Genomic DNA, 24813 nt, shown 5'->3' with positions numbered 1-24813 from the left:
GCCACCTCAAAATACACATTTTAGAGCGCCCAAGGGTATTAAACTTCCGTGAATAGAATTACTAAAGGGGTCATCCATGGAAAATCGTTGGCAAGTCGCTATTTCTGCCGGCCTATTGGCGGCTATTTGGTGTGGCGTCGCAGATGCTTTTCATCTGGTCACTTGGATCGGCTTTTTAGGTTGTAGCACTTTTTTTGCTCAACCTAAGGCTGGCTTTCAGGGCGTGATGATGGCGTGGTGCACAAATCTGTCCGGTGTATTTTGGGCTTGGCTCATTATCTCGGGTAGCAGCTTTTTTATTTCGCCCGTATTTGGGTATATTTTTACCGGCATAGCCACTTCGGCCATGTGTTTACAGGCAAGTTATCAAAAGCTTAGCTTTATTCCCGGCGCATTTATTGGCTGTTGCACTACCTTTGCTATGGCGGGTGATGTGGCCAATGTCGTGCCGTCGTTGATCATTGGTGGCTTATTAGGTTTTAGCATGAGCCTGTTAACGGGGCAGTTGGTTACTCTGACACAAAAGTGGTCTGCCGCCACACGTAACCAAGTTGCTAGCACGGATTAGCATAATACCTGCTCAGATCTTATGACTGACATAGTTGTCGTGACAATCTGAGCTATACTGCTGATTTAGTGCCAAATAGCATTTTGTTCTTAGGAATTATCAAGATGAAACAAATCCAGTTTCGTACCATTGATGCCATATTGATCAAGTTCAGTCTCAACGGAAAGTTTTGGGTAGTGTGTTCTATGGTGGCGCTGATCACGGCCGCCGTGGCGCTTGTCAACTATCAACATGCGCACCGTAACCTTGAGCAGGCCTCAATCGCTCGGGTTCAAGCTAGCGTCGATACCTTAGCGCAAGTTGCAACGGCGCAAAAGCTACAAGCTGACGCCTTATCTCAATTTGCCAGCCAATACGGGTTAACTGTAACTTCAAGGCAAAGTGATGCGCAGCGTCAAGGGGATAAAGTGACGGTCAGCGCCAGTGTGTCAGGTCAAGCCTTACAACTGACGCAGAATGTCCATGAGTGGGAAGCCGATGCGCGTAGCGATGCTAACTTTATGTTCTGGTTAGCGTTAGTGGGTTTGTTGCCTTTATTCCAACTGAGTTACTGGATTTCAACTTCACTCGGTGGTGGATTATGGGACATGTACTTAGCCATCAAACGCTTAGCCGATGGTGATTTGAGCTTTAGATTAAACTTCTTTGGTACTGACGATTTCAGTTTGATTGCCCGGGAAATCGATCGCTGCGCCGACAATATGAGTGAAATGGTGTCAGCCATTGGCAAAAATGCACAGACCTTATCATTGGCATCCGATGAATTTAATCAACAGGCGGCCACCAGTGATAAACTGATTGGGTTCCAACATCAATTCCTCGATTCCGTTGCCGTGGCGATGGCACAAATGACCTCAGCGATTGAAGAAGTCTCTGTTAATGCGAGTAATACTTCGTTGCAAACCAAGGAAAATTCAAGCCAAATGTTGGCCAGTCGTGGGCGTATTAGCCATACAGTGGAAAGCATTGGTTTACTCTCAACTAAGATTGGTGCGGCGTTTTCATCGGTGGAACAATTGTCTAAGGATGCGGCGAGTATCGATGCTGTAGTCACAACTATTAACAGTATTTCCCAGCAAACCAATTTGTTAGCCTTAAATGCGGCCATTGAAGCGGCCCGTGCCGGTGAGCAAGGTCGTGGCTTTGCTGTGGTAGCCGATGAAGTGCGTACCTTAGCGGGTCGAACTCAACAGGCCACGGTAGAAATTCAGGCCATGATTGAAGGCTTACAATCTGGCACGACTCGTTTATCTAGCATTACCATGGAGATAGTCGATCAGGCCGATGAAGGTCGCAGTGCGATTATCGCCGTCGGTGATGATGTTCAAGGCATGGCGCAATCGGTCAATGCGGTATTTGATATGAGCAGCCAAATTGCCGCCTCGGCGGAAGAGCAGAGTGTCGCCGCTCGCGACATTGCCGGACAATTGAATGAAATCCGCCATCAGTCGGAAACTATCAAACAAACAGCCCAGCGCAGTGTGACCTTAGCCAATGATCTGCACCATGCCTCGGTCGAGTTAGATGGCATTTTAAAGCAGTACCGCACGAGTTAATGTGTCACCTTTAATGTGAGTCGTCGGTATGGGGTGTTGAGCAATAACGCCCGATACTGAGTCTCATGTTAAGTAGTAACGTATCATCCGACAATGGCGGAAATCTTAGATTTCCGCCATTTTAATTTGGAAGTACCCAAAGAACTATTTAGTTATATTGCCCCATTCCGTTCTATCAGCGTGACATTATCTAAATTGACGGTCATAGATTTCAGGGGAGAAAGTTATGTCTGAAAATGTCCTTTTTGCGGAGGGTATTTCACTGTGGTTGGCGGTGGAAATCTGTGTTTTGTAAAAATAGAATTTGGGGAAATTGATGGTTTCTATATGGCTGATTGTGTTAACCTTTATCGGAAATATTTAAGAAAAATATCAAGCAATTTTAAATTTTTTGTTGATGATAAACGTTCACCAGAGTATCACTTGTTCGCCTCGGTCAATTAAAATTGGCTTGGGACGCCGCTTAACGTTAGGCAACAATAATTATGAATAACGATCCATTTCGAAACCCGACAGATACCGAAATAGCTAGCGCAGAAAGCAAACTGGGCATCAGTTTTCATGACGACTACCGATCATTTTTGAAGTCTGGCAGCGATGTTGCAAACGCTACCTTTGAGCCTGCGGTAATTTTACCCGGCTCTGGCCATCTTGATATCTTTGACATTGCTGAAACAGCCTGGAATGTCATGGGTCTTCCAAGAGACCTTTTGCCATTCATCGAGGATAATGGCGACTATTTCTGCATAGCAAAGACGGGTGAGATAATTTATTGGTCTCACAACGGCAGCACTAAGGAAGAATGGCCGAATCTTTCTGCATGGCACAAGCAGGTTTGTGTAGACCTTGAGTAACTGTGATAGCCTAAATAGTGGTTCAAATCGTTCGCTCCGCTCTCAGTGATGGGTTAAAGCCTGCCCCTTAGCCAAACGTTAACCCATACAAGCATTTAAAGCGGGACTGCTAACAGTTTGCTCGACTTCGCTTCGCTACACAATTTTAGCAAACGATTATCAGCCCCTTAAATGGGCGTTAAACATTATGAGCAAATATCGAGATAAATTCGAATATCCGGAAAATCCAGCAAGTGCTGAAGACATTCAGGCTCTTGAGAAATGGTTAGGAACAGATCTTCCGAGTGAGTATAAGAAGTTCTTGCTTGAAACTAATGGGGCAGAAACTCCGATTGGCGTGCAAGAACCAGATGACTCAGTTGTGCTCTGGAGCGCTAAAGAGATATCCGAATTAACAGAAGCCTATTGCTACGAGCAATACTTGCCTGGGTTGGTTGCTATTGGTTCAGATGGTGGGGGAGAGTCAATTGTCTTCGATACCACACATAATATAAGTTCAGAAGACTGGCCAGTTTATAGGGTACCTTTCGGCGATTTAACGAAAGAGTCTATGGTATTGTTGGCGGAAAATTTCAATGAGTGGGTTTCCAGTGGTTATTCGCTCAAGTTCTAAAATGTTTAACAAGGCCAGTCAATCTGACCTCCGTAAACTGTCTTCTTTTTTGCAAAAAGACGTAAAAAAGCTTCCAACTCACTCCGGCAGTTGCTGGCGGCGTTATGTTTAAAGCGGTAGTAATTAGAAAGAGGGCATCAATATGTCAGGAGAGCGAATATCGGGTGATGGAGAACGAGAACGATGTCCTGTACATGGGCATACGAGAAGGCTATCTAGCAAAGAAATTAATGAGATTAAGCACGCTGTAGAAGTTGCTAACTCACAAGCTAAACGTAAGGGAGTTACACCTAAAGATCCTCAAATTGGTCTTTTCAGTTGTAAATGTAATTGCTTCTATGTGAAAGTTGAATAATGGTCCATCAATATGTTGATAGTATTATCAGAATGCGAACATAACAAATTGCTGTATCTGAAATTTTTCCGTTCCTTCTTTTTTGTTTGATAACACAAAAGCTTCTACTCCAAAAATGCAGCTGAGCAAGGCGTTACACCATAGAAATTTCTATGCGAAATTCACCTGTTATAGCTGATGACCTAACACGCTTTTGTCCCAAAGCATGCTATGTATTTCTTTAAAACAAACAGGTTTCGCCAATGCTAAACAGGTGAGCCTTGGTGATTGGCGAGACGATCGTCCGCCCCATGGCCGCTCTTTGGCGTCCATGCCATCGCGGCATTTGTGAATCCTTTCACATCAGATGGGGCGGTCGAGCATTCACGGATGGACTGGCTGCGAGTCGACGAGCAAATACCATGGCAAGCATGTGTGAGTGGATATCAGCAAACGCTAAACTCCTCACAACTAAAATTATTGGTCCCAAAACACTCGTCTTCAAGACATATCTGTCCAAAAGTGAATTACGTTCAGTATCACACTTGACTCATTTACCATTCATCGAACGACAAAGATAAAATATGTTTCGCCCATAAAAAAACATCGGTCTAAGCCGATGTTTTATATCTACTAAGATGGTCGAACGTTAGCGGATTAAGCCTCTTTGAACGTGCTCCAAATGGGGGCATGATCTGAGGGTTTATCTATGCCGCGTAGATCGTAATCGACGTCGGATTCGACTAAACGTGCTGCTAGTGAAGGCGTTGCTAAAATCACATCAATTCGCAGGCCACGGTTGTCATCGAACCCTTTGCTACGGTAATCGAACCAAGAATAACGTTCGATGCGCTCTGGATGTAATTGACGGAAAGTGTCGATTAAGCCCCAGTCTTGTAAGGTTTTTAACCACTCACGCTCTTCCGGTTGGAAGCTACATTTGCCGGTTTTTAGCCAACGCTTACGATTGACTTCACCTATGCCTATGTCTAAATCGGTCGGCGAAATATTGATGTCACCTATGATGGCGATATCTTCATCGTTGCTGTGGTTTGTCTGCAAGTAGTGCATTAAGTCCTGATAAAACTTACGTTTAGCAGGGTATTTTGTTGGGTGGTCTATGCTTTCGCCCTGGGGGAAATAGCCGTTGAACACAGTCAATGGACGACCATTCGCTTGGGTAAATGTGCCGATAATCATGCGGCGCTGGGCATCTTCGTCATCGCTAGGAAAACCCTTTTGCAGTTTTTCTGGTGCGATTTTAGACAGCATGGCAACACCATAGTGAGCTTTACCGCCGTGGTAATGCACTTGATATCCCATGGCTTCGACTTCGGCTAATGGAAACGCCTCATCGTGCACTTTGGTTTCTTGCAGGCCGATGATGTCGGGCTGGTGGCTATCGATTAAGGCTTGCAATTGATGCAAGCGTGCCCGCAGACCATTGATGTTAAAGGACACTATTTTCATTAAGGCAGGACTCGTTTAAAGGGTTTAACCACAACACTTTGGTAAACGCCCGCTTCGATATAGGGATCGGCATCGGCCCAGTGTTTTGCTGCGACTAAGGATTCAAAATCTGCGACAACCAGTGAACCACTAAAGCCAGCATCACCTGGGTTTTCGCTGTCGATGGCTGGGTGTGGGCCAGCGATCAGTAAACGACCTTCATCGGCGAGGGCTTGCAGGCGAGCTAAATGAGCTGGGCGTGCGGCTAAACGTTTTTCTAAACTATTCTCAAAATCTTGAGCTGAAATCATATACCACATTATTTGAGTTCCTTGCGTTGATCTTCGGGAAGGTGTTTATAAAGATAAAATACGGTCAGGACAGTATTAATTAAAGTTAAAGCGGTTAAACCAAACACTTTAAAATTGACCCAAGTTTCTAATGGCAAACTAAAGGCGACATAAATATTGACTAGGCCACAAGCGGCGAAAAAGATCACCCAATACCAAGTTACGCGAGCCCAAATTTTGTCGTCTACTTGCATTTCTTTGCCTAACATCGACTTTAATATCGATTTATTGAGCAATTGACTGACACCTAAGGCGATGGCAAACAAACTATAGATAATGGTCACTTTCCACTTGATAAAAGAATCATCGTGAAACACTAAAGTGAGTGTGCCAAACACTGTCACCATAGCAAAGGTGATTAAGTGCATCTTTTCAAGTTTCTTATATAGCGCATAGGTCACGATCAATTGAAGCGCGGTGGCTGCGATCAATGCGCCGCTGGCGATATAAATATCGAAAAATTTATAAACGGCAAAAAAGATGACGAGGGGCAGGAAATCAAGCAGTTGTTTCATAAATAATCATGTTAAAGAGACATGGGCTTGAGTGTAGCATGTGCAACATAAGGGCAAAAGCACCATGGGCCTAGGATTGCGATCTTGCCCATTAAATGGGTTTAATGGGCAAGTTAGACTTGTGCTTGTTTGGCGGCGTTTGTCTTAGCGTTAGGGCGACTTAGTAGTGGGCAATCGTGGCATTGGCCAGTGTTGGCGAGTTGATACCTTAGGCAGCAAGTACGGCGAATGCATTGGATGTTTGTGCTGCCTTCTTTGGGTTCAACAATCAAATTGATGCTGTTATACAGTGGATTTTGGGTGCCATCAAAAAAGGTCGTTCTGCGAAACAGAGCTTGCTTAAGTTGCTGACTTTGTTGCTGAGATAATCCCAACTCTCCTAGATACCAGTGGATCAGATAGCCTAAGTGACTCCAATATAATTTAGCGGGCACGGGGCTCAAAGTGAGTAGTCGCTCAACACTCGGTTGCAGTAAGTTTAAGATAAGGCCTTGTAGGGCGAGTTCTTTATCAACTGGCGGCTTATATGAGGTTAATGGCGAGTGTACCTTAGTGTCTGTCTTGAAACTTGGCTTAGTGTTTGTTTGGGAAAGTGGTTCGATGCCGTGGTATTTTTTAAAGGTCAAAGCGGTATTTGGCTGACGATTTGCGATGTTAAATTCAAATTTTGCCACTCGGCCACTGGCGTGTACCTGCATAAACACGGACTGTGGCTGCCAGTGAATAGGCTCGAAATCGGCTTTTTTTGCGTTAAAAATCCACTCCATCACAGGCGGAACTAAAAGGCCAAAATACCATTGACCCCAAAGTGAATACAGCGCTTTGCGAGTGTCTTTTATACTGGCCGTAGCGCTTTTACTGACCAAAGCGTGCGCTCGGCTGTTTGCAGCTGTTTTACTAACCTCGGTTTCATCTTCAGTTATAGCTTCAGTTTCACTCTGAGTTTCTGCGCTAGGATGTGCGATGGCAAAACGTGCAATGAGTTTTTGATAAGTATCGACGTTACTCCATTCATCAAAACTGAGCCCTGTAGGTGACTGCGTTGCGCGAAGGTGCTCGCCATAGAAGGGTGCCCGTTGATGTAACAGCTGATTGAGTGACAAAATAGTTTGATTCAACGCGTTGTGGCTTGGCGAGGTATCGCACAATGTTTGCAGTCTGGTGTCTCTCCGTTGGCTTGCCATAGTGACTCCTTAATGGCTGTGATTGATTGCCGCGGTTATCGATAAGTCCATGTAAATTATTACCTTGCGAGCCCAAGATTTGGGCTCACAAGGTTTTTCGAACGATCTCAATATAAATCTGACTTAGAAGCGATAGTCCAAGGTTAAGCTGGCACTTCGCGGCGTACCGTATTGGAATTGACTATATTGACCGACTTGGCTGTAGTAGCTTTTATCTAAGGCGTTGTGCAGGTTTGCGCTGAGCTTAAGCTGCTCTGTGAAGGCGTAACTCGCCATTAGACTCGCTAGTGCGTAAGAGCCTTGCTCTACTTCGACTTTGCCAAGTGGCGAATTAACTGTTTGGTAGACGCGGCTCTGCCAGTTAACCCCCGCACCTATTTGCAATTTATGCCAATCACCGCCAAAGGTATAAGTGGTGAAGAGTTTTAACTGCTGACGTGGTGACGTGGTACTGATACGTTTGCCTTCAGGATCTTCGCTAGTGAACTGGGTGTAACCTAAGTAAAGATTCCAGTCATCAGTGATTTTACCCGTCGATTCAAATTCGAATCCCTGTGTTTTTGTACCGTTTACGCCTTCATACACTTGCGTTGTGGTACCTGGGATCACATCGCCAGTGCTGACTCCGACATTGTCTTGTCTGATCTCAAACACCGACAGCGACATATCTAAAGCCTCATCGAACAGGCTCGCCTTAATCCCGCCTTCGTAGTTTTTCCCTTTAACTGGATCTAGGTAGCTTTTATCGATTCTTTGCTTAGTTTGCGGTGCAAAAATGTCCGTATAACTGGCGTAGAGCGAATATTGCTCGGTCAGGGCGTAGGTGAGGCCGAAGTAAGTAGTGAGTTCGTTGCTGATGTTGAAATCGTAACGGCTGCCAAAATTATCTTGGTCGGTTTCCCACTCATTGAGGCGTAATCCGACGATGACAGCTAAAGCGTCGCTGAGATTAAGCTGAGTCGCTACATAGGCTGCACTCTGTTTGGTTTCGCCAAATGAACCCGTGGTATAGGTTTCCTTCCATTGAGGTTTTGGATATTGGAAGTTCGGATCGCGAAAATCCCCCAAAGGCGGTACTGCCGCAGTGGGATAATAGTAGGGATTGGCGAACTCTTGGCGTTGGCCATTCCAGCCAAACATCAATTGATGTTCTAATCCAAAGAGTTGGTATTGTCCTTCGGCGCGCAAATCCACATTGTGTTGGGTGCGACTGCCGTCGACATAGGCGATAGAGCCTGCAGTGGCGCCGATATTGGTTACAGGATCTGGATATCCCGTGGCCCATAGTACATCGAACTCCAATGAGTTATCGCCGTAGGTGTAAGTCCCTTTTAGGTTCCAACCGTTATCTAATCTATGTTCGAGACTCGCAAAAGTGTTGAGGCCTTGGGTATGCGCCGAGCCCCAATCGGGCGCCGTTGAAGTGGCACGATCATAATTAGTGCGACTGCCATCGCTGTAAAATAGCGGTAAACCGCCCGACATAGTGCCGCTCGGTGTAGCATCTTGGTAATCGACACCAAGGGTGAATAAGGTGCTATCGCCAATATCGGTTTCGACTATGCCGTATAGCGTAGTGCGCTGCTGCTCGTACCTGTCTTGGAATGAATCTTTATCCTGATAGGCGGCCACCACGCGACCGCGCACAGAACCCGAGTCATTTAAGCCGCTGGAAACATCGACCATACCGCGCACATTATTCCATGAGCCCACACTTAACGAGGTGTTGCCCATAAACTCTTGAGTCGGGCGTTTACGGATAAGGTTAATAGCCGCCGAGGGATTACCGGCTCCCGTCATGAGGCCAGTCGCGCCGCGTACCACTTCTACTCGCTCGTAGATGGCGGTGTCGATAAGGTTATCGCCATAGTTGAAGCGGGTGTCGTAGGTGGTGGGTACGCCATCGTACAGTATACTGGTCACGGCAATGCCGCGGGCACTAATGCTGTATCTATCGTTATCCATAGGGCGAGCATTAATCCCGGCAACGCTGGTCATGGCATCAATCACGCTATTAAGCTGTTGATCGTTCATCATTTGGCGGGTGATGGACGTGACCGACTGCGGCGTTTCTAAATAGGATAAATCGAGCCCAGTTGCCGTGTTCATTGCTTGGGTTTTATAACGGTTGTCGTGTAAATCCTTAGCGCCAATGACATTGATGACTTCAATTTCTTTCTGGTGCTTTTTAGTTTTACTATCCGCATCGACAGTGTCAGCTGTGGCATAGGGAACCGTGGCTAACATGGCTGAGCACAGCAATAGCTTCGGGTTAACGAGGGCTTGCCGACAGACGAGTGCGATGCTGGAGAGAGGGAAAGTCTTCATAATGGTGATCTTTAATTCCATTTAGGTTGGGGTTAAATAAAGCGGGCCAATAAGTGGCCCACACAAACGTTTCGTCAAGTTTCAGAAAGTGTCGGGTCTATTTGCTTAGTTGCGCGTTAACATGTTTTCGATTCAGCGCTGCCAAGTTTGGGGCGCTTAAAGGCATGGCTTTGCCTAAAGGCCGCCAAGGGATTATCGATACCGCCGGCGAAGCGCAGGTTTTTCTCCCTGTCGGCGAGGTCTATCATTTGTTGGTTGTTATTCAATTGGATACGATTGAGGCAGGTGCGTACAAAGCTGTCCTTAAACAGATCGTATTGGGCAAACTTGGCGGCCAAATGTGGATGTTGAGCTTGGTAGTCACGTACATTGTCCGCCACTAATTCCCAGAATTGGCTTTCACTGACACTGGTTTGCTCATCTAACAGCGGTGCTAAATAGCGGAAAATACAGTCAAAAATATCCAGTAAGATGTAGTTAAGCTTCATCTCTTCTTCAAGGCTTACCGCAAGGCGTTTTACATCATCAGGCAGCGGCGAGGTGCCATTGAGTACCGCGACTTCTTCGCCTATGTCTTTCATTAAAATCTTGACCGGCACATATTCATCCAGCACTAAGATCAGGTTTTCACCATGGGGCATAAAGACCAGATCGTAGGCAAAAAACGCGTGCAATAAGGGCGACAGATACAAGTTGAGGTAACGGCTCAACCAGTCTTTTGCTGGCAAGCCTGAGGCCGTTATCAAGGCCGAAATTAGCGCTTTATCTTCATGATCCGTGTGCAGCAGAGCGGCCATGGTCATCAGATTTTGCTTAGGCGCAATGTGCGGCAGTGGGCTTTCGCGCCATAGTGCAGAGAGCATTTTTTTGTAGGCGCTGTCTTGGGTGAGTGCCTGCTCGTAATAATGGTGGTGATAACCTATGGCGGCAATTTCTTTAAGGATCACAAACCCTTGCTGAGTAAAGTAAGGGTCGCTTTCAACCAAGTTCGCCACCCATGCATTTATTTGCGGTGTGCAGCTCATGTAAAGGGGCGACAGGCCGCGCATAAAGCCCATGTTTAAGATGGAAAGCGCGGTTTTGACATAGCACTTTTGTGGCGATGAAAGATTGAAGAAAGTGCGTATCGATTGCTGAACTTGGTACTGTTCACTGCCTTCGCCAAGATAAACCAGATCGCCACGGGCTATGTCGCCGGCAAAGACGCGGGCGATTTTTTCGCGCCACTGCCAAGGATGCACAGGCATAAAGTAGAAGTCCTGCGGATCATGCTGCTGGGTTTTAAGACGTTGTTGGAAGTCAGTGAACTGCTGGCCAAGCTCCTCCTTGAGTAACGCGTCGTGACTCAAGTTTTCGAGGGCAGCAAACGTGGTCTTACTCTTGCGCACTCCAAGCCAGATTAACTGCATCGGCATCGCACTTTCTGGGGCAAATTGACGATAATCCTGCATATCAAAGCCAATCCGGCCGTTATTGGCAATAAACACCGGATGGCCTTCAGTCATACCCGCTTCTATGCTCTGATAATCGGCTCGCGCCAGCGTGGCGGCGGGGATCGCCTGATGCGCTAACTTGTACGCCTTGCTGTAGAGGGTGCTAGTGATTTCCTCTAAATACGTGGGCAGTAAGGTTTCGCTGATCCCTAAGTCATTTTTAAGGGAAATGATCAGCGACATCGCATCGAGGGCTTGCTCTTGTCCTGCGACTGAAACGCGGATGGAATCTGCATCGATAGCAAGATGATCGAGCTGATAGTGCCGCGCGCTAAAATAGTAAGTGCTGTCTTTGAGCCTGAGTTCATAGTGGTTAAGCCCCGCTTTTTGCCCGTATAGGGTCGGCGTGATGATTTTCTCGTGGGTGAATTCGCAGAGGATTTTCTTCACTAAATGCCGATTAGCCGCTTGCCAATAGGCGGGGGTCAAGTGCTCCGGCATAGAAGTCGAGGTTGACGACAGCGCAGGATTGAGTTGAGCCGCCGCTGCGTGAGTTGGATGATCCTGCGTTGTCAATGGATCCATTAGTAAGGCTTTTGTGGGTAAGTTCATCTAGTTCACCTAAAGAGTCGATAATGTCATGGGAGAGGTTACGGGCGCGGCGAGCGTGCTTGGCAGCGCTGAGGTTGTCTGGGCTAAGCGCATCGAAGAGGGTGTGCTTGATGCCAGCTGGCGATCGGCCGCAGTGCAAAATCCGAGGAACGCGGCTTTAGTGCTTAACTGAATCGCTTTTTCATAGCGAATGCCCACTCGGCTATTTAAGCGATGAATTTTGCTATTGAGTTGATCGGGTTCAACCACTAGGCGGTTAAAGGCCAATTTTTCAAGCACGAGCTGCGCTATCGCATCCATCACTTTGAAGGATAAGCCGTTGATTGGGCTACCATCGGGCGGCGCGATAATCAGATGCATACCGCAATCCCCCGGCGCAACACGATAGTGCTTGCCGACTTCATCGTGGGCGGGATCGTAGAGCTCCACCATAAAGAGTGATTTACCCTGCCACTCACCCATCAAGGCAAACTTGTGCTCTGTCGTTGCTAACAGATTTTTTATGGCATCAAGGTTCAAGCCCTGCATACCCCAAAACTTGGCGTAATCTTGGTTAAACCAAGACTGTAGTGTTGGAATGTCTTGTGTAAGGTCTAACGCTCTGAACTGAAAACCATTAATGCTCGAAATAGCGGATAGTTGTGTTAAACAATGGTTGCTAAATTGGCTTGCCATTATTATGCCTCCTGGTTCGGCGCCATTAAGACCGGCATATTGGTTCCCGCGCCTGAACTCACGGTTGAACTTGCGCCAGAACTTGGAATCTTGGTTGGAGGGATAGTTTGTGGCGCATCAACTTGAGTTTTTCTGTGCGGCGCCTTAGGAAAATGTCTTGGATTAAGATCCAGCGTGTTAATTGCATTGGCGCCGCAGGGCTGATGACTGGCAAGTTTGGCCGGATCGAAGGTTTGAAACGCGATATGTTCCTCAATGTGGTAGGGCGCATAACCGAGCACGGCTTTTAAGATGGTGCCGTTGCGATAACAGCCCATCCCCAGATCTGGAGAGCTTATCCCATGGGTATGCAAACCGACATTCTGGACAAAAATATCCCCTCGAATATCTATGCTGTAATCACGCTGCACGCTAAGTTGTCCGGCGTCATCGAATTCGACTTGTTGCTTAATACCACTAATAAACTCGGGTAAACGATAGTGGTAACCTGTGCCTAAAATAACGGCGCCCGTTTCTTGCTCAAAGGTGTGATTTTTTTCATTGTGGTGGAAATGCAACTTGAGCATATTGGCTTGGGGCTTGATATGAGTCAGTGCCGCATTCGTCATCAGTCGGCATTGAAAATCGGCCAATAGGCGCTTTTGATATAACAAATCGTAAATGTCGTTTATCAGCTCAGAATTTATCCCTTTGTAGAGCTGTTTCTGGCTGGCGATCAGTGAGCATCTTTGATTAGGGGTCAACTCGTGGAAGTAATCGACATAATCTGGCGAGGTCATCTCTAAAGTAAGCTTGGTATATTCCAAGGGATAAAAACGCGCTGATCGTGTCATCCAATTGAGTTGATAACCATAGGTATCAATATCTTGCAGTAGATCGTAAAACACTTCCGCCGCACTCTGGCCACTACCAATTACTGTGATGGCACTCTGACTCTGCAGGTAGGTTTTTTGCTGCATATAACTGGCGGTATGCATGACCCGTGCATCTTGGATTGGGCAATCCTTTGGTAGATAAGGTTCAGTGCCAGTGCCTAGCACTAGCTTTCGGCATTGATAGGTATGGGTTTTACCACTGCGCCTATCAAAACCTGTAACTCGATAAATACTTTCACCTGCGTTGTAATCCACTTGAGTGACCTTAAAACCAAATTTAAGGTTGCTGAGTTGTTGGCTCACCCATTGGCAATACAAGTTGTATTCGTGGCGAGGTAAAAAGAAATTCTCACGAATATAAAAGGGATAAAGTCTGCCCGTTTGCTTGGCAAAATTAAGGTAACTGTAGCGGCTGGTGGGATCGGCCATAGTCACCAGATCCGACATAAAGGGTGTTTGTAATCTTGAGGATTTGAGTAGCATGCCTGGATGCCAGTCAAAACTGGTTTTAGCATCTAAAAATAAGCAGTTAAAGCCGTCAATAGGTTCTGATAAGGCGGCGAGGCCAAGATTGAATGGGCCAATGCCTATGCCAAGTAGATCAAAGATTTCGCGATCCATTTCCCTTTGCTGTGTACTCACTTACGCCTCCTTGGCAACATGCTGCTGCGCGTTGCCGATCCAGTAATCAGTTACCTAAGGACGCAAACCAAAGTGAATGCGGTTATCAAAATAGACTGTTTGGCTATTTATCTTGCGTTGATTAACTCGCTATTTTTAGCTCAGTCCTTAGGCCATTTCCTGCTGTCTCTGTCCCGACAACGGTAGGTAAATTAGCATGTGAAAATATTCAAATGCAAATCATTCTCATTTGCGTGGGGCTGTGGGTTAATACTTTTAACTGATGAATAAGGGGGGCAGATACGGTTAATGGTACAAATAAGTAAATGACAAAGGAGTGATAATTAGGCAGCGTTTTGAGGATGTATCATTTAGGGTTTTACGAGCTCTATTTTTATAAAATATATAAATACAGTGGGTTACATTAATGCTTGAGTTGGTTCGAGAGCAGAGGAAAATTGATTTAGGTGGGAGTCATGTCATCCTTATACAATAAACATAGGTGCCGCTAAACGGTCAGTGTAAATCCATTGTAAAGCGTGGACTGGGGGCTCAATGAGCGCTTTGATTTAATACGATTGGTATGGTGTAGGTCGTACTGTTTTAGTTTAAGTGAATATTGGCAGGGTAACAGATCGAGCAATTATCGATGTAATTTTTAGTTGCTGTACGCATAAGAGAAGGAGTTCAAGATAAAGCCGTCCTAAAACGGCTTTGAAATAAAATAGTTAAATCGGAAGATTAAGTCGTAAAACTAGCGTAAATCGACAAAATGAGCTGTGATTTTACGCACCAAAGGTAACACCATCAGCAGTGTAGGAAAGGCGACAACCCATGAGATCAGCCAAGCGCCGAGCCAGAGTTCGAGAAATTGCGGTGAAGCGCCAACGCCATTGAAAGTGCTGATCCCAGAAACGATACAACTCATGAGAATAGAGAGAAAAAATGGCATCACCACAGTGGCATACTTGGCCGGTAATTTGGGTGTACCCAAAAAAGTACGAGGTTTGTTATCGGGTAAAGATTTAGAAATGGTCATCGGATCCTCTAATGGATATGTATCAGGCGAATGATTTGTTACAGGCTAGCACTATACCTTTTTTTATCGACTCAATTCATCCAATTTGTTACCCAAAGCTCGCCTGTTACATTAACCCAATGGCCTAGCGAGATAGGGGATTTCCCAAGTTCATTATCAAAGGGGAGCGGTAGATTTGATTGCAACAGGTAAATTGTATCTTCGGGTGTTTGGCTGATGTCGATGATTTGTCCCGAAGCTTCAAAGTGACAGTTATGCAACGGGAATTTTAGATGCTGGTGTGGCGTTTGTTTAATCATATCAGCTTGAAGACTGGCACTTGCTAATCGGCCAAGCAATTCAACTGTGACCCATTGGTTAACCGGAAAACGAATTTCGGCCTGCTGATCGCTACCTTGGTAGTAAAACCAAATTGGTGCACCATTATCGCATTTACCTGCAACTTCACCTTCAAAACCACAGCCCCAAGGCGTTAATTCGAGAATATAGATCCGATACTGCATAAAAAGTCCGTTTTTCTTCGATAGGGCATTCTATCGAGGAACTGTGACTAAATAAATACGCTGTCAGTGTAGTACTGCGTGAGTGTCAGTATTGCCTTGATAGATAGTGTTTGCGGGAGATAAAGGCTGAGTAAACATAGAGCTTGGTAAATATAAACAAAATAAGCGAGGCGACGAGTCTACCTCACTTATTTTATTTGTAATTGAATTCTTGATTTATATTGGATTATTTAAATCAAGACTCTCTTAGGTTGCAGCCTTCATTGCGCGAGTAAATTCCCCAAGCGTTGCAAGTAGCTTAACTTCATCGTGCTGGTGGGTTTCGATGATTTTTACTACGGCAGAGCCAGAAATCGCCCCCGCAGCGCCCGCTTTGATGGCGGCGCTTACCTGTAAAGGCTCGGCAATACCAAAACCGAGGAGCGGTGGTGGGGCGTTAAAGGTTTTTAATTTAGATAAAATTTCCTCTACCGGCACGCCAGCTTTCGTGTCTGTGCCTGTGACTCCCGAGCGGGATAAGAGATAGGTGTAACCTTCACCACTTTTACTCACTTGCTCAAGGGTTTCACTGTCGGCATTGGGCGGCGTGATAAAAATTGGCGCAATACCATGGGCTTTAGCGGCTTCGCTAAAGGGCGCTGATTCTTCCACTGGCACATCGGCGATAAGTACTGAATCCACACCCGCTTGCTGCGCTTTGGCGTAAAACGCATCTATGCCGTTAGCAAAGACTAAGTTCGCATAAAGCAGTAAACCGATTGGCAGTTCAGGGTATTTTGCACGCACTTGCGCCAGTAATTCAAAACACGCCGTTGGAGTCGTGCCTGCGGCTAAAGAACGCAGGTTAGCGCCTTGGATCACTGGGCCATCGGCCAAGGGATCGGAAAACGGAAAGCCCAGTTCTAAGGCATCGGCGCCGTTTTGCACTAAGGTATCGATAATTTTTAGCGATAACTCAGGGCTAGGGTCGCCAAGGGTGACGAATGGGACAAAAGCGCCACGACCTTCAGTTTTGAGTTTGGCAAAGGTGGCTTGGTAACGGGCCGCTTGGTAAAGGCCTGGGTTAGTCAATGTATCACTCATGTTCGTTATACCTCTTTACCATTCAAAATGTCAGAAACGGTGAAAATATCTTTGTCGCCACGACCGGAAAGATTGACCACTAAAATGGTTTCTTTGGTGCACTCGCGCGCCATTTTGACGGCATAGGCGATAGCATGCGCCGATTCCAATGCGGGGATAATCCCTTCACAGCGCGCCAGTTGTTGGAAGGCTTCTAAGGCTTCATCATCGGTAGCCGATTCATAACGGGCGCGGCCAGTGGCATTAAGATGCGCGTGCTGCGGGCCAACGGAGGGGAAGTCCAATCCTGCTGAAATCGAGTAGGATTCTTCGATTTGACCTTCGCTATCTTGCATCAAAGGCGCTTTCATGCCGAAGAAAATCCCTGTCTTACCGTGTTTAAGCGGCGCGCCGTGCATTGGCGTGTCTATGCCTTTACCCGCAGGTTCGACGCCAATCAGTTCGACACTTGGCTCGTCGATAAAGTCAGCAAACATGCCGATAGCGTTGGAACCGCCGCCCACACAGGCGATAACCGCATCGGGCAGGCGACCTTCACGTTCCAGCATTTGTTTTTTGGTTTCTTCGCCAATAATGCGTTGGAATTCACGCACTATGGTTGGGAACGGATGTGGCCCCGCAGCGGTGCCCAGAAGATAGTGGGCCTTTTCGTAGCTGCCAGACCAGTCGCGCATCGCCTCGTTACAGGCATCTTTTAAGGTGGCAGAACCTGAGGTGACAGGAATGACTTCCGCGCCCATCAACCGCATTCTAAATACGTTAGGTGATTGGCGCGCAACGTCCTTCGCGCCCATATAGACTTTACATTTCAAGCCTAATAGCGCGCAGGCAAGGGCGGTGGCAACGCCGTGTTGTCCTGCGCCAGTTTCTGCAATAATTTCCTTTTTACCCATACGCTTAGCAAGCAGTGCTTGGCCTAACACTTGGTTGGTTTTATGGGCGCCGCCGTGGAGTAAATCTTCCCGTTTAAGGTAGATTTTCACCATAGGATTTGGGCTTAAATTGCGGGTTAAGGTCAGTGCTGTTGGGCGACCCGCGTAGTTCTTCAGTAAATCGGTAAACTCGGCTTTAAAGTCTTCATCTTCCTGCGCTTCCACAAAGGCAGTTTCTAATTGCTTAAGGGCTGGCACTAAAATCTGTGGCACATACATGCCGCCGTATTCGCCGAAATAAGGGTTAAGCTTTAACTTTGACATACCTTTTTCCTTATCTTATCAATCAGTTTGTCAGTGGCTTCGATTGTGCTAACAGCGTCTTGGGGTTAACCGCATCGTTATCTATTTGGCCACTGGCATTAATAGGTTCATATTTTTTGTTGAGCATCACTCTTGCCCTGCACCAACAGCATCTAGGGCTTCTTGCTTAGCGCGATAGGCTAGAGACGTAAATGGGCAAAAGCTGTTTGGATCAGTTGCGCCGATTTAATTCCTGCGGCGGTTTCTAGGCCAGAATTAAAATCTAAACCGTAAAATCCTTGGGCATTGGCACTGGCCGCATTGTCGGCGTTGAGTCCGCCCGCCAACATGGCATAGGCCTTTTGTGGGCAGAGGGATTTCACATCAATGCTTTGCCAATTAAAGGCTTGGCCCGAGCCGCCAAATTGATCTGACGTTTTACTATCAAAGAGATATCGCGATGCTCCCTGAGGTAAGTTACCAAGCTCACCCGTTTGCGCATCGACGCTGACGGCTTTCCAAATTTGAGTAGTGAGTCCCGCTTGCTCAAGTCGCTCTGCGAGTTGTGCGATTTCAAGTTCAGTTTCAGTGCCATGCAGCTGTACGGCAGATAACTGCAAACGGGCTGCGGTATCCGTAATGGTGCTTGGCGCGGCATTAACAAACACGCCGACGAATTCAATGGCGGGAGCCGCGGATGCGCGATATTCCCTGAGCAATTGTTCAGCTGCGTTAAGGGTTAACGCGCGCGGGGATTTTTCAGCAAAAATCAGCCCGGCATAGACGGCGCCTGACGTTGCCGCGGCGCGAATATCTTCCATGCGGGTGAGGCCGCAGACTTTATTGTGACCGAAGATCAATTTACGGCAGGCTAAGTCGATATCAGCCTCGGCCATTATCGAACTACCGACGAGGAAACCATCAACCAGTGGACTCAGGCGGCGTACTTGCTGATTGTTGTAGATGCCTGATTCGCTGATCACCACGCGGTCGCTGCCAATGTGTGGCGCTAGCGTTTCTGTGGTGGCGAGATCGGTACTTAAATCCCTTAAGTTACGGTTATTGATCCCAATAATCGGCGCATCTAATGCGATGGCGCGTTTAAGTTCTTCTTCGTTACTGACTTCGGTCAGCACATCGAGTAGATATTTAGCGGCTTCTTTCGCTAGGCGGTGATATTGCGCATCATCGAGCACGGACAGCATCAACAGAATGGCATCGGCACCTTGGTGGGCGGCGAGTTTAATTTGGTATTCATCGACAAAAAAATCTTTGCACAGAATAGGTTGGTTCACCCGAGCGCGCACCTTAGGGATATAGTCCATATCCCCTTGGAAAAACTGCTCGTCGGTTAATACCGAAATGCCCGCCGCATATTTTCCGTAAATATCGGCAATGGCTTCTACATCAAACACATCGCGGATAAGCCCTTTGGACGGGCTGGCTCTTTTACATTCTAAAATGTAACCCGCCTTGGGCGCCTTGAGTGCGGCAAATAAACTGCGGTCAGAGATTTTTGGCGACAGACTGGCCTCGGGGAAACGCAGCTTCAGGGCGGCAATATGGGCAGCTTTGGTGTCGACTATACGGGTTAACACATTACTTTTTGGCATAGGGTTTGTTTCTGCCTGTGGCTGAGTTCTCATATCTTGGCTATTTGTTATCAGTTCTTGAGTCATTGCCACTTATTCCTTTGTTTCACTGCTGACTTTAGCTAATTGGCTTAACAATTCAAAGGCTTTACCGCTTTGTATGGTACTGAGCGCAAGTAAGGTTCCTGTTTTCACTGAATCAGCAATCCCACACACATATAAAGCACAACCCGCATTGATGGCGACCGCATTGGCATGTGCATCTGTGCCACAACCTTTCAAAATTGCCTCGGTGATCAAGGCATTCTGCGCGGGTTCGCCGCCTTCTAAGTCACTGATTTGTGCTAAAGGCACACCTAAATCGGCGGGCGTGAGTTGATACTCTATGATGTCGCCGTCTTTTAATTCGGCCACTTGGGTGTTGCCGTGCAGCGCGACTTCATCTAAACCACTGCCGTGCACTACCATAGCGCGTTTTGTGCCAAGCGCCTTTAATACTTTCGCTATCGGTAAGACTAACTCAGGGCTATACACGCCAAGTAACATAAATTCGGGGCGGGCAGGATTGATAAGTGGCCCTAACACATTGAATAAAGTGCGCGTTTTCAGTGCTTGCCTGACCGGCCCCGCATGTTTTACTCCGCCGTGGTAGTGGGGCGCAAATAAAAAGCACAGGTTCAATGCGTCGAGGCAACGACTGGCGGTGTCTGGTGACATGGTTAAGTCAATGCCAAACTGCGCCAAAAGATCCGATGAACCCGATTTACTCGACACGCTACGATTGCCGTGTTTGGCGACCTTGGCGCCCGCCGCCGCGGCAACAAAGGCCGCAGTGGTGGAAATATTAATGGTATTAAAGCCATCGCCACCCGTGCCAACTATGTCAACGATGCCATTGCTAAGGTTATCGCCATTCGAGTAGGGAAACGTCTTGGCGGCGGCGCGCATGGCATCGGCGGCGCCACTGATCTCATCTATGGTTTCACCGCGCATCTTGAGCGCGACTAACATGCCTGCCATAGTGGCTTCACTCATTTCACCGCGAATTAACGCGCTAAAAATCTCAAAGGTGTGCTCGCGACTTAAACTCTTACCTTGGTATAAAACATCGAGTAAAGGCTGAATATGGTTTGTACTCATGCATTTACTCCTGCAGTCATGTCTTGGGTCAGAAATGCCAAGGTTTGAATGAGCAGTGTGCTGCCTAAGGTGGTGAGAATCGATTCAGGGTGGAACTGAAAGCCAACGGCTCTGTGCTCAGGGTGCAGAATTGCCATCGGCATAGCGTCAGTGGTTGCAATCACTTGCAGGCAATCCGGTACTTGAGTGGCGACGAGACTGTGATAGCGGGCAACGGGCAGGGGAGAGGGCAAACCGGCAAATACGCCAGTACCGTCATGGAAAGTCGGACTTGCCTTGCCGTGCACCACAAAAGGTGCGCGTGCCACTGTGCCGCCGTAATATTCCACCATGGCTTGATGCCCAAGGCAGATACCCAGCATAGGTACCTTACCCGCAACTTTGGCGATAAGTGCCATCATAGAGCCTGCTTCATGGGGCGCACCTGGTCCTGGTGATAACACGAGGGCTGCAGGCTCTTGTTCGTTAAGCAGTTTTTCAGCGATATAATCGGCGGCAACATCGTTGCGGTAAATCACCACTTCACAACCTAGGCTGCGAAATTGATCCACTAGGTTATAGGTAAAGGAGTCAAAGTTATCGAGTAGATAGAGTTTCATATTTGGCTCCTATTTATATTGCACTGAAGAGGATTATGCGAAGTGGATTGAGCTGACGATTCATTCACTGGTGATTCAGTTACTAGCAGTCCAGCGCCCATCTTGATGGCTGAAATCACGGCTTGGGCTTTTTGACGGGTTTCATCTGCTTCGCTTTGTGGATCCGAATCAAATACCACGCCAGCGCCCGCTTGAATAAAGGCGGTGCCATTTTTAACAAAGGCGGAGCGGATAACGATGCAAGTGTCCATGTCACCAAGGGCATTAAGGTAACCCACAGCGCCACCATAGCTGCCGCGGCGGGCTTTTTCTGCTTGGCGTACCAGTTGTGATGCACGTACTTTTGGTGCGCCCACTAATGTGCCCATATTCATACAGGCCTGATAAGCATGTAGGGCATCTAAATCTTGGCGCAGTTGACCCGTTACACGGCTGACGAGGTGCATCACGTGGGAATAACGGTCAACTTTTAATAATTCGGCGACTTTGCGGCTGCCGCTTTGGCTGATGCGTGCGATATCGTTGCGAGCTAAATCGACCAGCATTAAGTGTTCCGACAGTTCTTTTTTATCTAAACGCAGTTCAAGTTCAATACGGCTGTCTAAGTCAAAATCAATCTCACCCGTTGCGGTTTTACCGCGTTTGCGGGTGCCGGCAATCGGGTAGACTTCCACCTGATTACTGCTGGCATCAAATTTGAGCGCACTTTCTGGTGAGGCACCAAACAGCGTGAAATCTTGGCCTCTGAAATAAAACATGTAAGGGCTAGGGTTCGTCAGGCGCAGGGCACGATAAGCCCCTAAAGTATTCGGGCAAGGCAAACTAAAGCTACGGGATGGCACTACTTGGAAAATATCGCCCGCAATAATGTGTTCTTTCAAATCGATAATGGTTTGTTTGAACACCTCATCGGAAATATTGACTTGCTCAGTTGCGTCGATGGCGACCAGTGTCGGTATATCGGCAGGTGAATTACCGAGGGTTTTACACTCTGCAGTTAAACTTTGTACCCGCTCACTTAGCGTTGCGGTGATGGCGGCATATTGAGCTGAATCGTGACTGAAGTTATGGGTAATGATGTCGGCTTGTTTAAGTTTATGATCGATAAGGATTAAGGTTTCAGCGAGGTAAAATAGGTAATCAGGGCAATCGTTATCGCGGTTCGGTACGGCAGGCAGTGGTTCGACGGTATCAATCAAGTCGTAGGCCAGCACGCCACCTAAAAACAGATCCTCAAAGGCGGGTTTAATCTGGCTGTCAGTATGAGCGCCACAATCAATCTGCTGGATAAACATCCGCAGGCCATCGAGTGGCGAGGTCGATTTTAAGCGTGCATCTTCATCCTGCAATTGAGTGTCTTTTTGTAGTGTCACCACTAAGGTGGATTGCGCGCTTTGGCAGTGGGCGGTCGGGCTAAAAAAGCGTTCGATAGGAGCAAGTAAGCTCGCGCCATTGTCGGTCAGTGCGGTGAAGGTCAGCTGATAACCGTCACAGCGGATCATCATGGCGGCATGGGTCATTACCATGCTTTTTAAGTGATCTTTACTGTCGATTTCGGCCGATTCGAGCAACATAGTATGGGGCGCATCTTGGGTGATATGCTGATATAAGCGTAGTGGATCGCTGTGGTAGGTTAATGCCGCCTTGAGTGTGCTTGAGCGTGCGAATGTCTGTTTGGGCATGTTCATACTCCAGCTACCTGATTAAATGTCTTTAACATTATGAGTTATCTCGCTTTCTTAATTTTTCACCCGAGTTTGCCGACATTTTTCGCACCTAACAAAAAAGCCCGCATTTCTGCGGGCTTCTTGTTGATTCTGGTCACTTTCAAATGAGCACAGAGCTTCACACCACCCGCTACGTTGGGAAGTGCCACCACCAAATGATGTTTAATGAAGCGTTAATGTGGGTCATTCAAAAGGGTCTCGCTAATTCGTTAATGGACCTATAGAAAACATGAGCCGAGCAATAATGTCAATTGAATATTTTTCATTTTCTGCGATTTATCCACTTCAATGAGGCATAAAATTGATATGACTTAGCGACAAAGTGCGAGATAGCAGCGCATTTGTTAACAAATGCGCGTACAATAGCGCCATGAATACTCAAAGCATATTGGCTGATTTACACAGCCACACGACCGCGTCCGATGGTCAGTTAACGCCGTCTGAATTGGTGGCAAGAGCCCTTGAAAAGGGCGTGCAGTTATTTGCGATCACCGATCACGACACTGTGGCAGGTTTACCTGAAGCCCGTGCCTTTAATCAGGCACAAGCTGCACCATTGAAATTGATTTCTGGCGTGGAAATCTCTACTCGCTGGAATAGTTACGATATTCATATCGTGGCGCTTAACTTCGATGCCGATAACCTCGCGCTATTAGCATTTTTAGAAAACCAGCGTGAATTACGTGAATTACGTGCCCAAGAAATTGGCCATAGATTAGCTAAAGCTGGTATCGAAGGTGCCTACGAAGGCGCTAAGGCGTTGGCGGGTGATGCCGCGTTGAGCCGTGGACATTACGCTCGCTGGATGGCTGATAAGGGTCATGCTGTGGATATGCCGAGTGTATTTAAACGCTATTTAGCTCGGGGTAAAACTGGTTATGTGCCCAATAATTGGGGCGATATGGCTAGCGCGATTGAAGTGATCCATAACGCGGGCGGGTTAGCTGTGTTAGCCCACCCTAGCGGTTACAAGTTATCCGCTAAGTGGCTTAAGCGCTTAGTGCGCGAATTTAAAGAAGCAGGTGGAGATGCCATGGAAGTGGTACTCGGCCAGCAAACGTTAGACGACAGGGCCAATCTTGTGGCGCTGAGCGTTCAAAACCAGTTGCTTGCATCGATAGGGAGTGATTTTCACTTTCCAAGCAATTGGATAGAATTAGGTAAAAATCTGTATCAGCCCCAAGGTATTGATTGGGTCTGGCAATCGAGATCTTGGATGGAACGACCATGAGTCAGTTTTTTTATGTACATGAAGTAAATCCGCAAGCCCGTCTTATCAGTCAAGCCGTCGCAGCCTTAAAAGCAGGCGGTGTGATTGTTTACCCCACCGATTCAGGCTATGCATTAGGCTGCTTGATTGGTGAGAAAGACGCGATGACGCGGATGGCGAGAATTCGTCAAATTGAGAACGATCATAATTTTTCATTGATGTGCCGTGATCTCTCCGAGCTTGCAACCTACGCCAAGGTGGATAACCAAGCCTATCGTATTCTAAAAAGTTGCACGCCTGGACCTTATACCTTCATTTTTAAAGCGACCAAAGAAGTGCCCCGTCGGCTGCAAAATGACAAGAAAAAGACCATAGGTATTCGCGTGCCCGACAATGTGATCGCACTGGCGTTGCTTGAAGCCTTAGATGCGCCGCTGATGTCGACCAGTTTAGTGATGCCAAATGCCGAGTTTGCCGAGTCTGATCCTGAACAAATTCGTGATTTGCTCGAGCATCAAGTGGATGTGATTATCCACGGTGGTTATTTAGGCGAAAAGCCGACGACTGTAATTGATATGTCTGAAGATGGCGCCGAGATTTTACGTGAAGGCGCGGGTGATATCACGCCGTTCCTCTAAATCTGCCGCATTAGATTTATCGCTAATGGATGCGGGTAAGTGATTCGGATAGTGGTAGTCAACATTTGGCAGTTTTATCGCCGTAAATTTACAGGTATAATCGCGCGTTTGGCGTTAGCCTAGGTTGGATAGCGCAGTGT

22 protein-coding genes and 1 other annotated feature are annotated in these 24813 nt (G+C 47.1%); of the genes, 6 read left to right on the top strand and 16 right to left on the bottom strand.

All coding sequences use genetic code 11. The annotated features are described in order from the left end of the window. Window positions 1-76 precede the first annotated feature (76 nt). From L5L94_RS12355 to L5L94_RS12340, 4 genes are all read left to right on the top strand, one after another. The gene (locus tag L5L94_RS12355; protein WP_113940728.1) at window positions 77-568 is read left to right on the top strand and encodes a DUF1097 domain-containing protein; all 492 of its coding nucleotides are present in this window, start codon (window positions 77-79) and stop codon (window positions 566-568) included. Window positions 569-672: 104 nt separating this feature from the next. Then, window positions 673-2124 carry a methyl-accepting chemotaxis protein gene (locus tag L5L94_RS12350; RefSeq protein WP_263139063.1) on the top strand — a complete coding sequence of 484 codons (1452 nt, stop codon included), beginning with the start codon at window positions 673-675 and terminating at the stop codon, window positions 2122-2124. 485 nt (window positions 2125-2609) lie between these two features. Further along, entirely contained in the window at window positions 2610-2978 is a 369-nt protein-coding gene (locus L5L94_RS12345) for an SMI1/KNR4 family protein (protein ID WP_028761011.1), read from the top strand. Window positions 2979-3165: 187 nt separating this feature from the next. Next, window positions 3166-3591 carry an SMI1/KNR4 family protein gene (locus L5L94_RS12340; protein WP_105252108.1) on the top strand — a complete coding sequence of 142 codons (426 nt, stop codon included), beginning with the start codon at window positions 3166-3168 and terminating at the stop codon, window positions 3589-3591. A gap of 991 nt (window positions 3592-4582) precedes the next feature. Here L5L94_RS12340 and xthA read toward each other — a convergent pair. The 16 genes from xthA to L5L94_RS12260 all read right to left on the bottom strand — a co-directional run bounded on the left by xthA (window position 4583) and on the right by L5L94_RS12260 (window position 22780). Further along, window positions 4583-5395 carry an exodeoxyribonuclease III gene (gene xthA, locus L5L94_RS12335; RefSeq protein WP_168824214.1) on the bottom strand — a complete coding sequence of 271 codons (813 nt, stop codon included), beginning with the start codon at window positions 5393-5395 and terminating at the stop codon, window positions 4583-4585. Continuing rightward, window positions 5395-5694 (bottom strand): YciI family protein, encoded by a 300-nt coding sequence (locus L5L94_RS12330; protein WP_028761008.1) that lies wholly within the window; start codon window positions 5692-5694, stop codon window positions 5395-5397. Before L5L94_RS12330 ends, xthA begins: the two co-directional genes overlap by 1 nt. Further along, entirely contained in the window at window positions 5694-6239 is a 546-nt protein-coding gene (locus tag L5L94_RS12325) for a septation protein A (protein ID WP_028761007.1), read from the bottom strand. The genes L5L94_RS12330 and L5L94_RS12325 overlap by 1 nt, the downstream gene beginning before the upstream one ends. 113 nt (window positions 6240-6352) lie before the next feature. Beyond that, window positions 6353-7423 (bottom strand): siderophore-iron reductase FhuF, encoded by a 1071-nt coding sequence (gene fhuF, locus L5L94_RS12320; RefSeq protein WP_263163374.1) that lies wholly within the window; start codon window positions 7421-7423, stop codon window positions 6353-6355. 123 nt (window positions 7424-7546) lie between these two features. After that, window positions 7547-9772, bottom strand: coding sequence for a TonB-dependent siderophore receptor (locus L5L94_RS12315; protein ID WP_263163373.1), 2226 nt, complete (start codon window positions 9770-9772; stop codon window positions 7547-7549). 95 nt (window positions 9773-9867) lie between these two features. After that, window positions 9868-11796 carry an IucA/IucC family protein gene (locus tag L5L94_RS12310; protein ID WP_263163371.1) on the bottom strand — a complete coding sequence of 643 codons (1929 nt, stop codon included), beginning with the start codon at window positions 11794-11796 and terminating at the stop codon, window positions 9868-9870. A 9-nt stretch (window positions 11797-11805) separates the two neighbouring features. Next, window positions 11806-12471: a GNAT family N-acetyltransferase gene (locus tag L5L94_RS12305; protein WP_263163369.1), complete on the bottom strand. Its 666-nt coding sequence runs from the start codon at window positions 12469-12471 to the stop codon at window positions 11806-11808. Between the two features lie 2 nt (window positions 12472-12473). Continuing rightward, complete coding sequence (locus tag L5L94_RS12300) at window positions 12474-13988, bottom strand: lysine N(6)-hydroxylase/L-ornithine N(5)-oxygenase family protein (protein WP_263163367.1); 1515 nt, start codon at window positions 13986-13988, stop codon at window positions 12474-12476. Between the two features lie 733 nt (window positions 13989-14721). Then, window positions 14722-15006 carry a DUF2798 domain-containing protein gene (locus L5L94_RS12295; RefSeq protein WP_028761002.1) on the bottom strand — a complete coding sequence of 95 codons (285 nt, stop codon included), beginning with the start codon at window positions 15004-15006 and terminating at the stop codon, window positions 14722-14724. A 71-nt stretch (window positions 15007-15077) separates the two neighbouring features. Further along, a complete protein-coding gene (locus tag L5L94_RS12290; protein WP_105252115.1) occupies window positions 15078-15509 on the bottom strand; it encodes a glycerate kinase in 432 nt (143 codons plus the stop codon). A gap of 246 nt (window positions 15510-15755) precedes the next feature. Beyond that, window positions 15756-16592, bottom strand: coding sequence for a tryptophan synthase subunit alpha (gene trpA / locus L5L94_RS12285; protein ID WP_263163366.1), 837 nt, complete (start codon window positions 16590-16592; stop codon window positions 15756-15758). A gap of 5 nt (window positions 16593-16597) precedes the next feature. Further along, entirely contained in the window at window positions 16598-17788 is a 1191-nt protein-coding gene (gene trpB / locus L5L94_RS12280) for a tryptophan synthase subunit beta (RefSeq protein ID WP_173244108.1), read from the bottom strand. Between the two features lie 179 nt (window positions 17789-17967). Then, the gene (gene trpCF, locus L5L94_RS12275) at window positions 17968-19446 is read right to left on the bottom strand and encodes a bifunctional indole-3-glycerol-phosphate synthase TrpC/phosphoribosylanthranilate isomerase TrpF (protein WP_263163365.1); all 1479 of its coding nucleotides are present in this window, start codon (window positions 19444-19446) and stop codon (window positions 17968-17970) included. A gap of 6 nt (window positions 19447-19452) precedes the next feature. Further along, window positions 19453-20499: an anthranilate phosphoribosyltransferase gene (gene trpD / locus L5L94_RS12270; RefSeq protein WP_263163363.1), complete on the bottom strand. Its 1047-nt coding sequence runs from the start codon at window positions 20497-20499 to the stop codon at window positions 19453-19455. Next, the gene (locus L5L94_RS12265; RefSeq protein ID WP_168824192.1) at window positions 20496-21098 is read right to left on the bottom strand and encodes an aminodeoxychorismate/anthranilate synthase component II; all 603 of its coding nucleotides are present in this window, start codon (window positions 21096-21098) and stop codon (window positions 20496-20498) included. Before L5L94_RS12265 ends, trpD begins: the two co-directional genes overlap by 4 nt. Further along, the gene (locus tag L5L94_RS12260) at window positions 21095-22780 is read right to left on the bottom strand and encodes an anthranilate synthase component 1 (RefSeq protein ID WP_263163361.1); all 1686 of its coding nucleotides are present in this window, start codon (window positions 22778-22780) and stop codon (window positions 21095-21097) included. Before L5L94_RS12260 ends, L5L94_RS12265 begins: the two co-directional genes overlap by 4 nt. A 97-nt stretch (window positions 22781-22877) precedes the next feature. Beyond that, window positions 22878-22985: a sequence feature (Trp leader region), on the bottom strand. 210 nt (window positions 22986-23195) lie between these two features. On the opposite strand from L5L94_RS12260, the gene rnm reads away from it, so the two are divergent. After that, the gene (rnm, locus tag L5L94_RS12255; protein WP_011788943.1) at window positions 23196-24056 is read left to right on the top strand and encodes an RNase RNM; all 861 of its coding nucleotides are present in this window, start codon (window positions 23196-23198) and stop codon (window positions 24054-24056) included. Beyond that, complete coding sequence (locus tag L5L94_RS12250; RefSeq protein ID WP_011788944.1) at window positions 24053-24673, top strand: L-threonylcarbamoyladenylate synthase; 621 nt, start codon at window positions 24053-24055, stop codon at window positions 24671-24673. Before rnm ends, L5L94_RS12250 begins: the two co-directional genes overlap by 4 nt. The last annotated feature ends 140 nt before the right edge of the window (window positions 24674-24813 follow it).

This window comes from Shewanella sp. SM21 (genome assembly GCF_025654335.1).
GTDB classification, from domain to species: domain Bacteria; phylum Pseudomonadota; class Gammaproteobacteria; order Enterobacterales; family Shewanellaceae; genus Shewanella; species Shewanella oncorhynchi.
The sequence above is the reverse complement of the archived record's forward strand: the minus strand, read 5'-3'. Positions and strand labels throughout refer to the sequence as shown.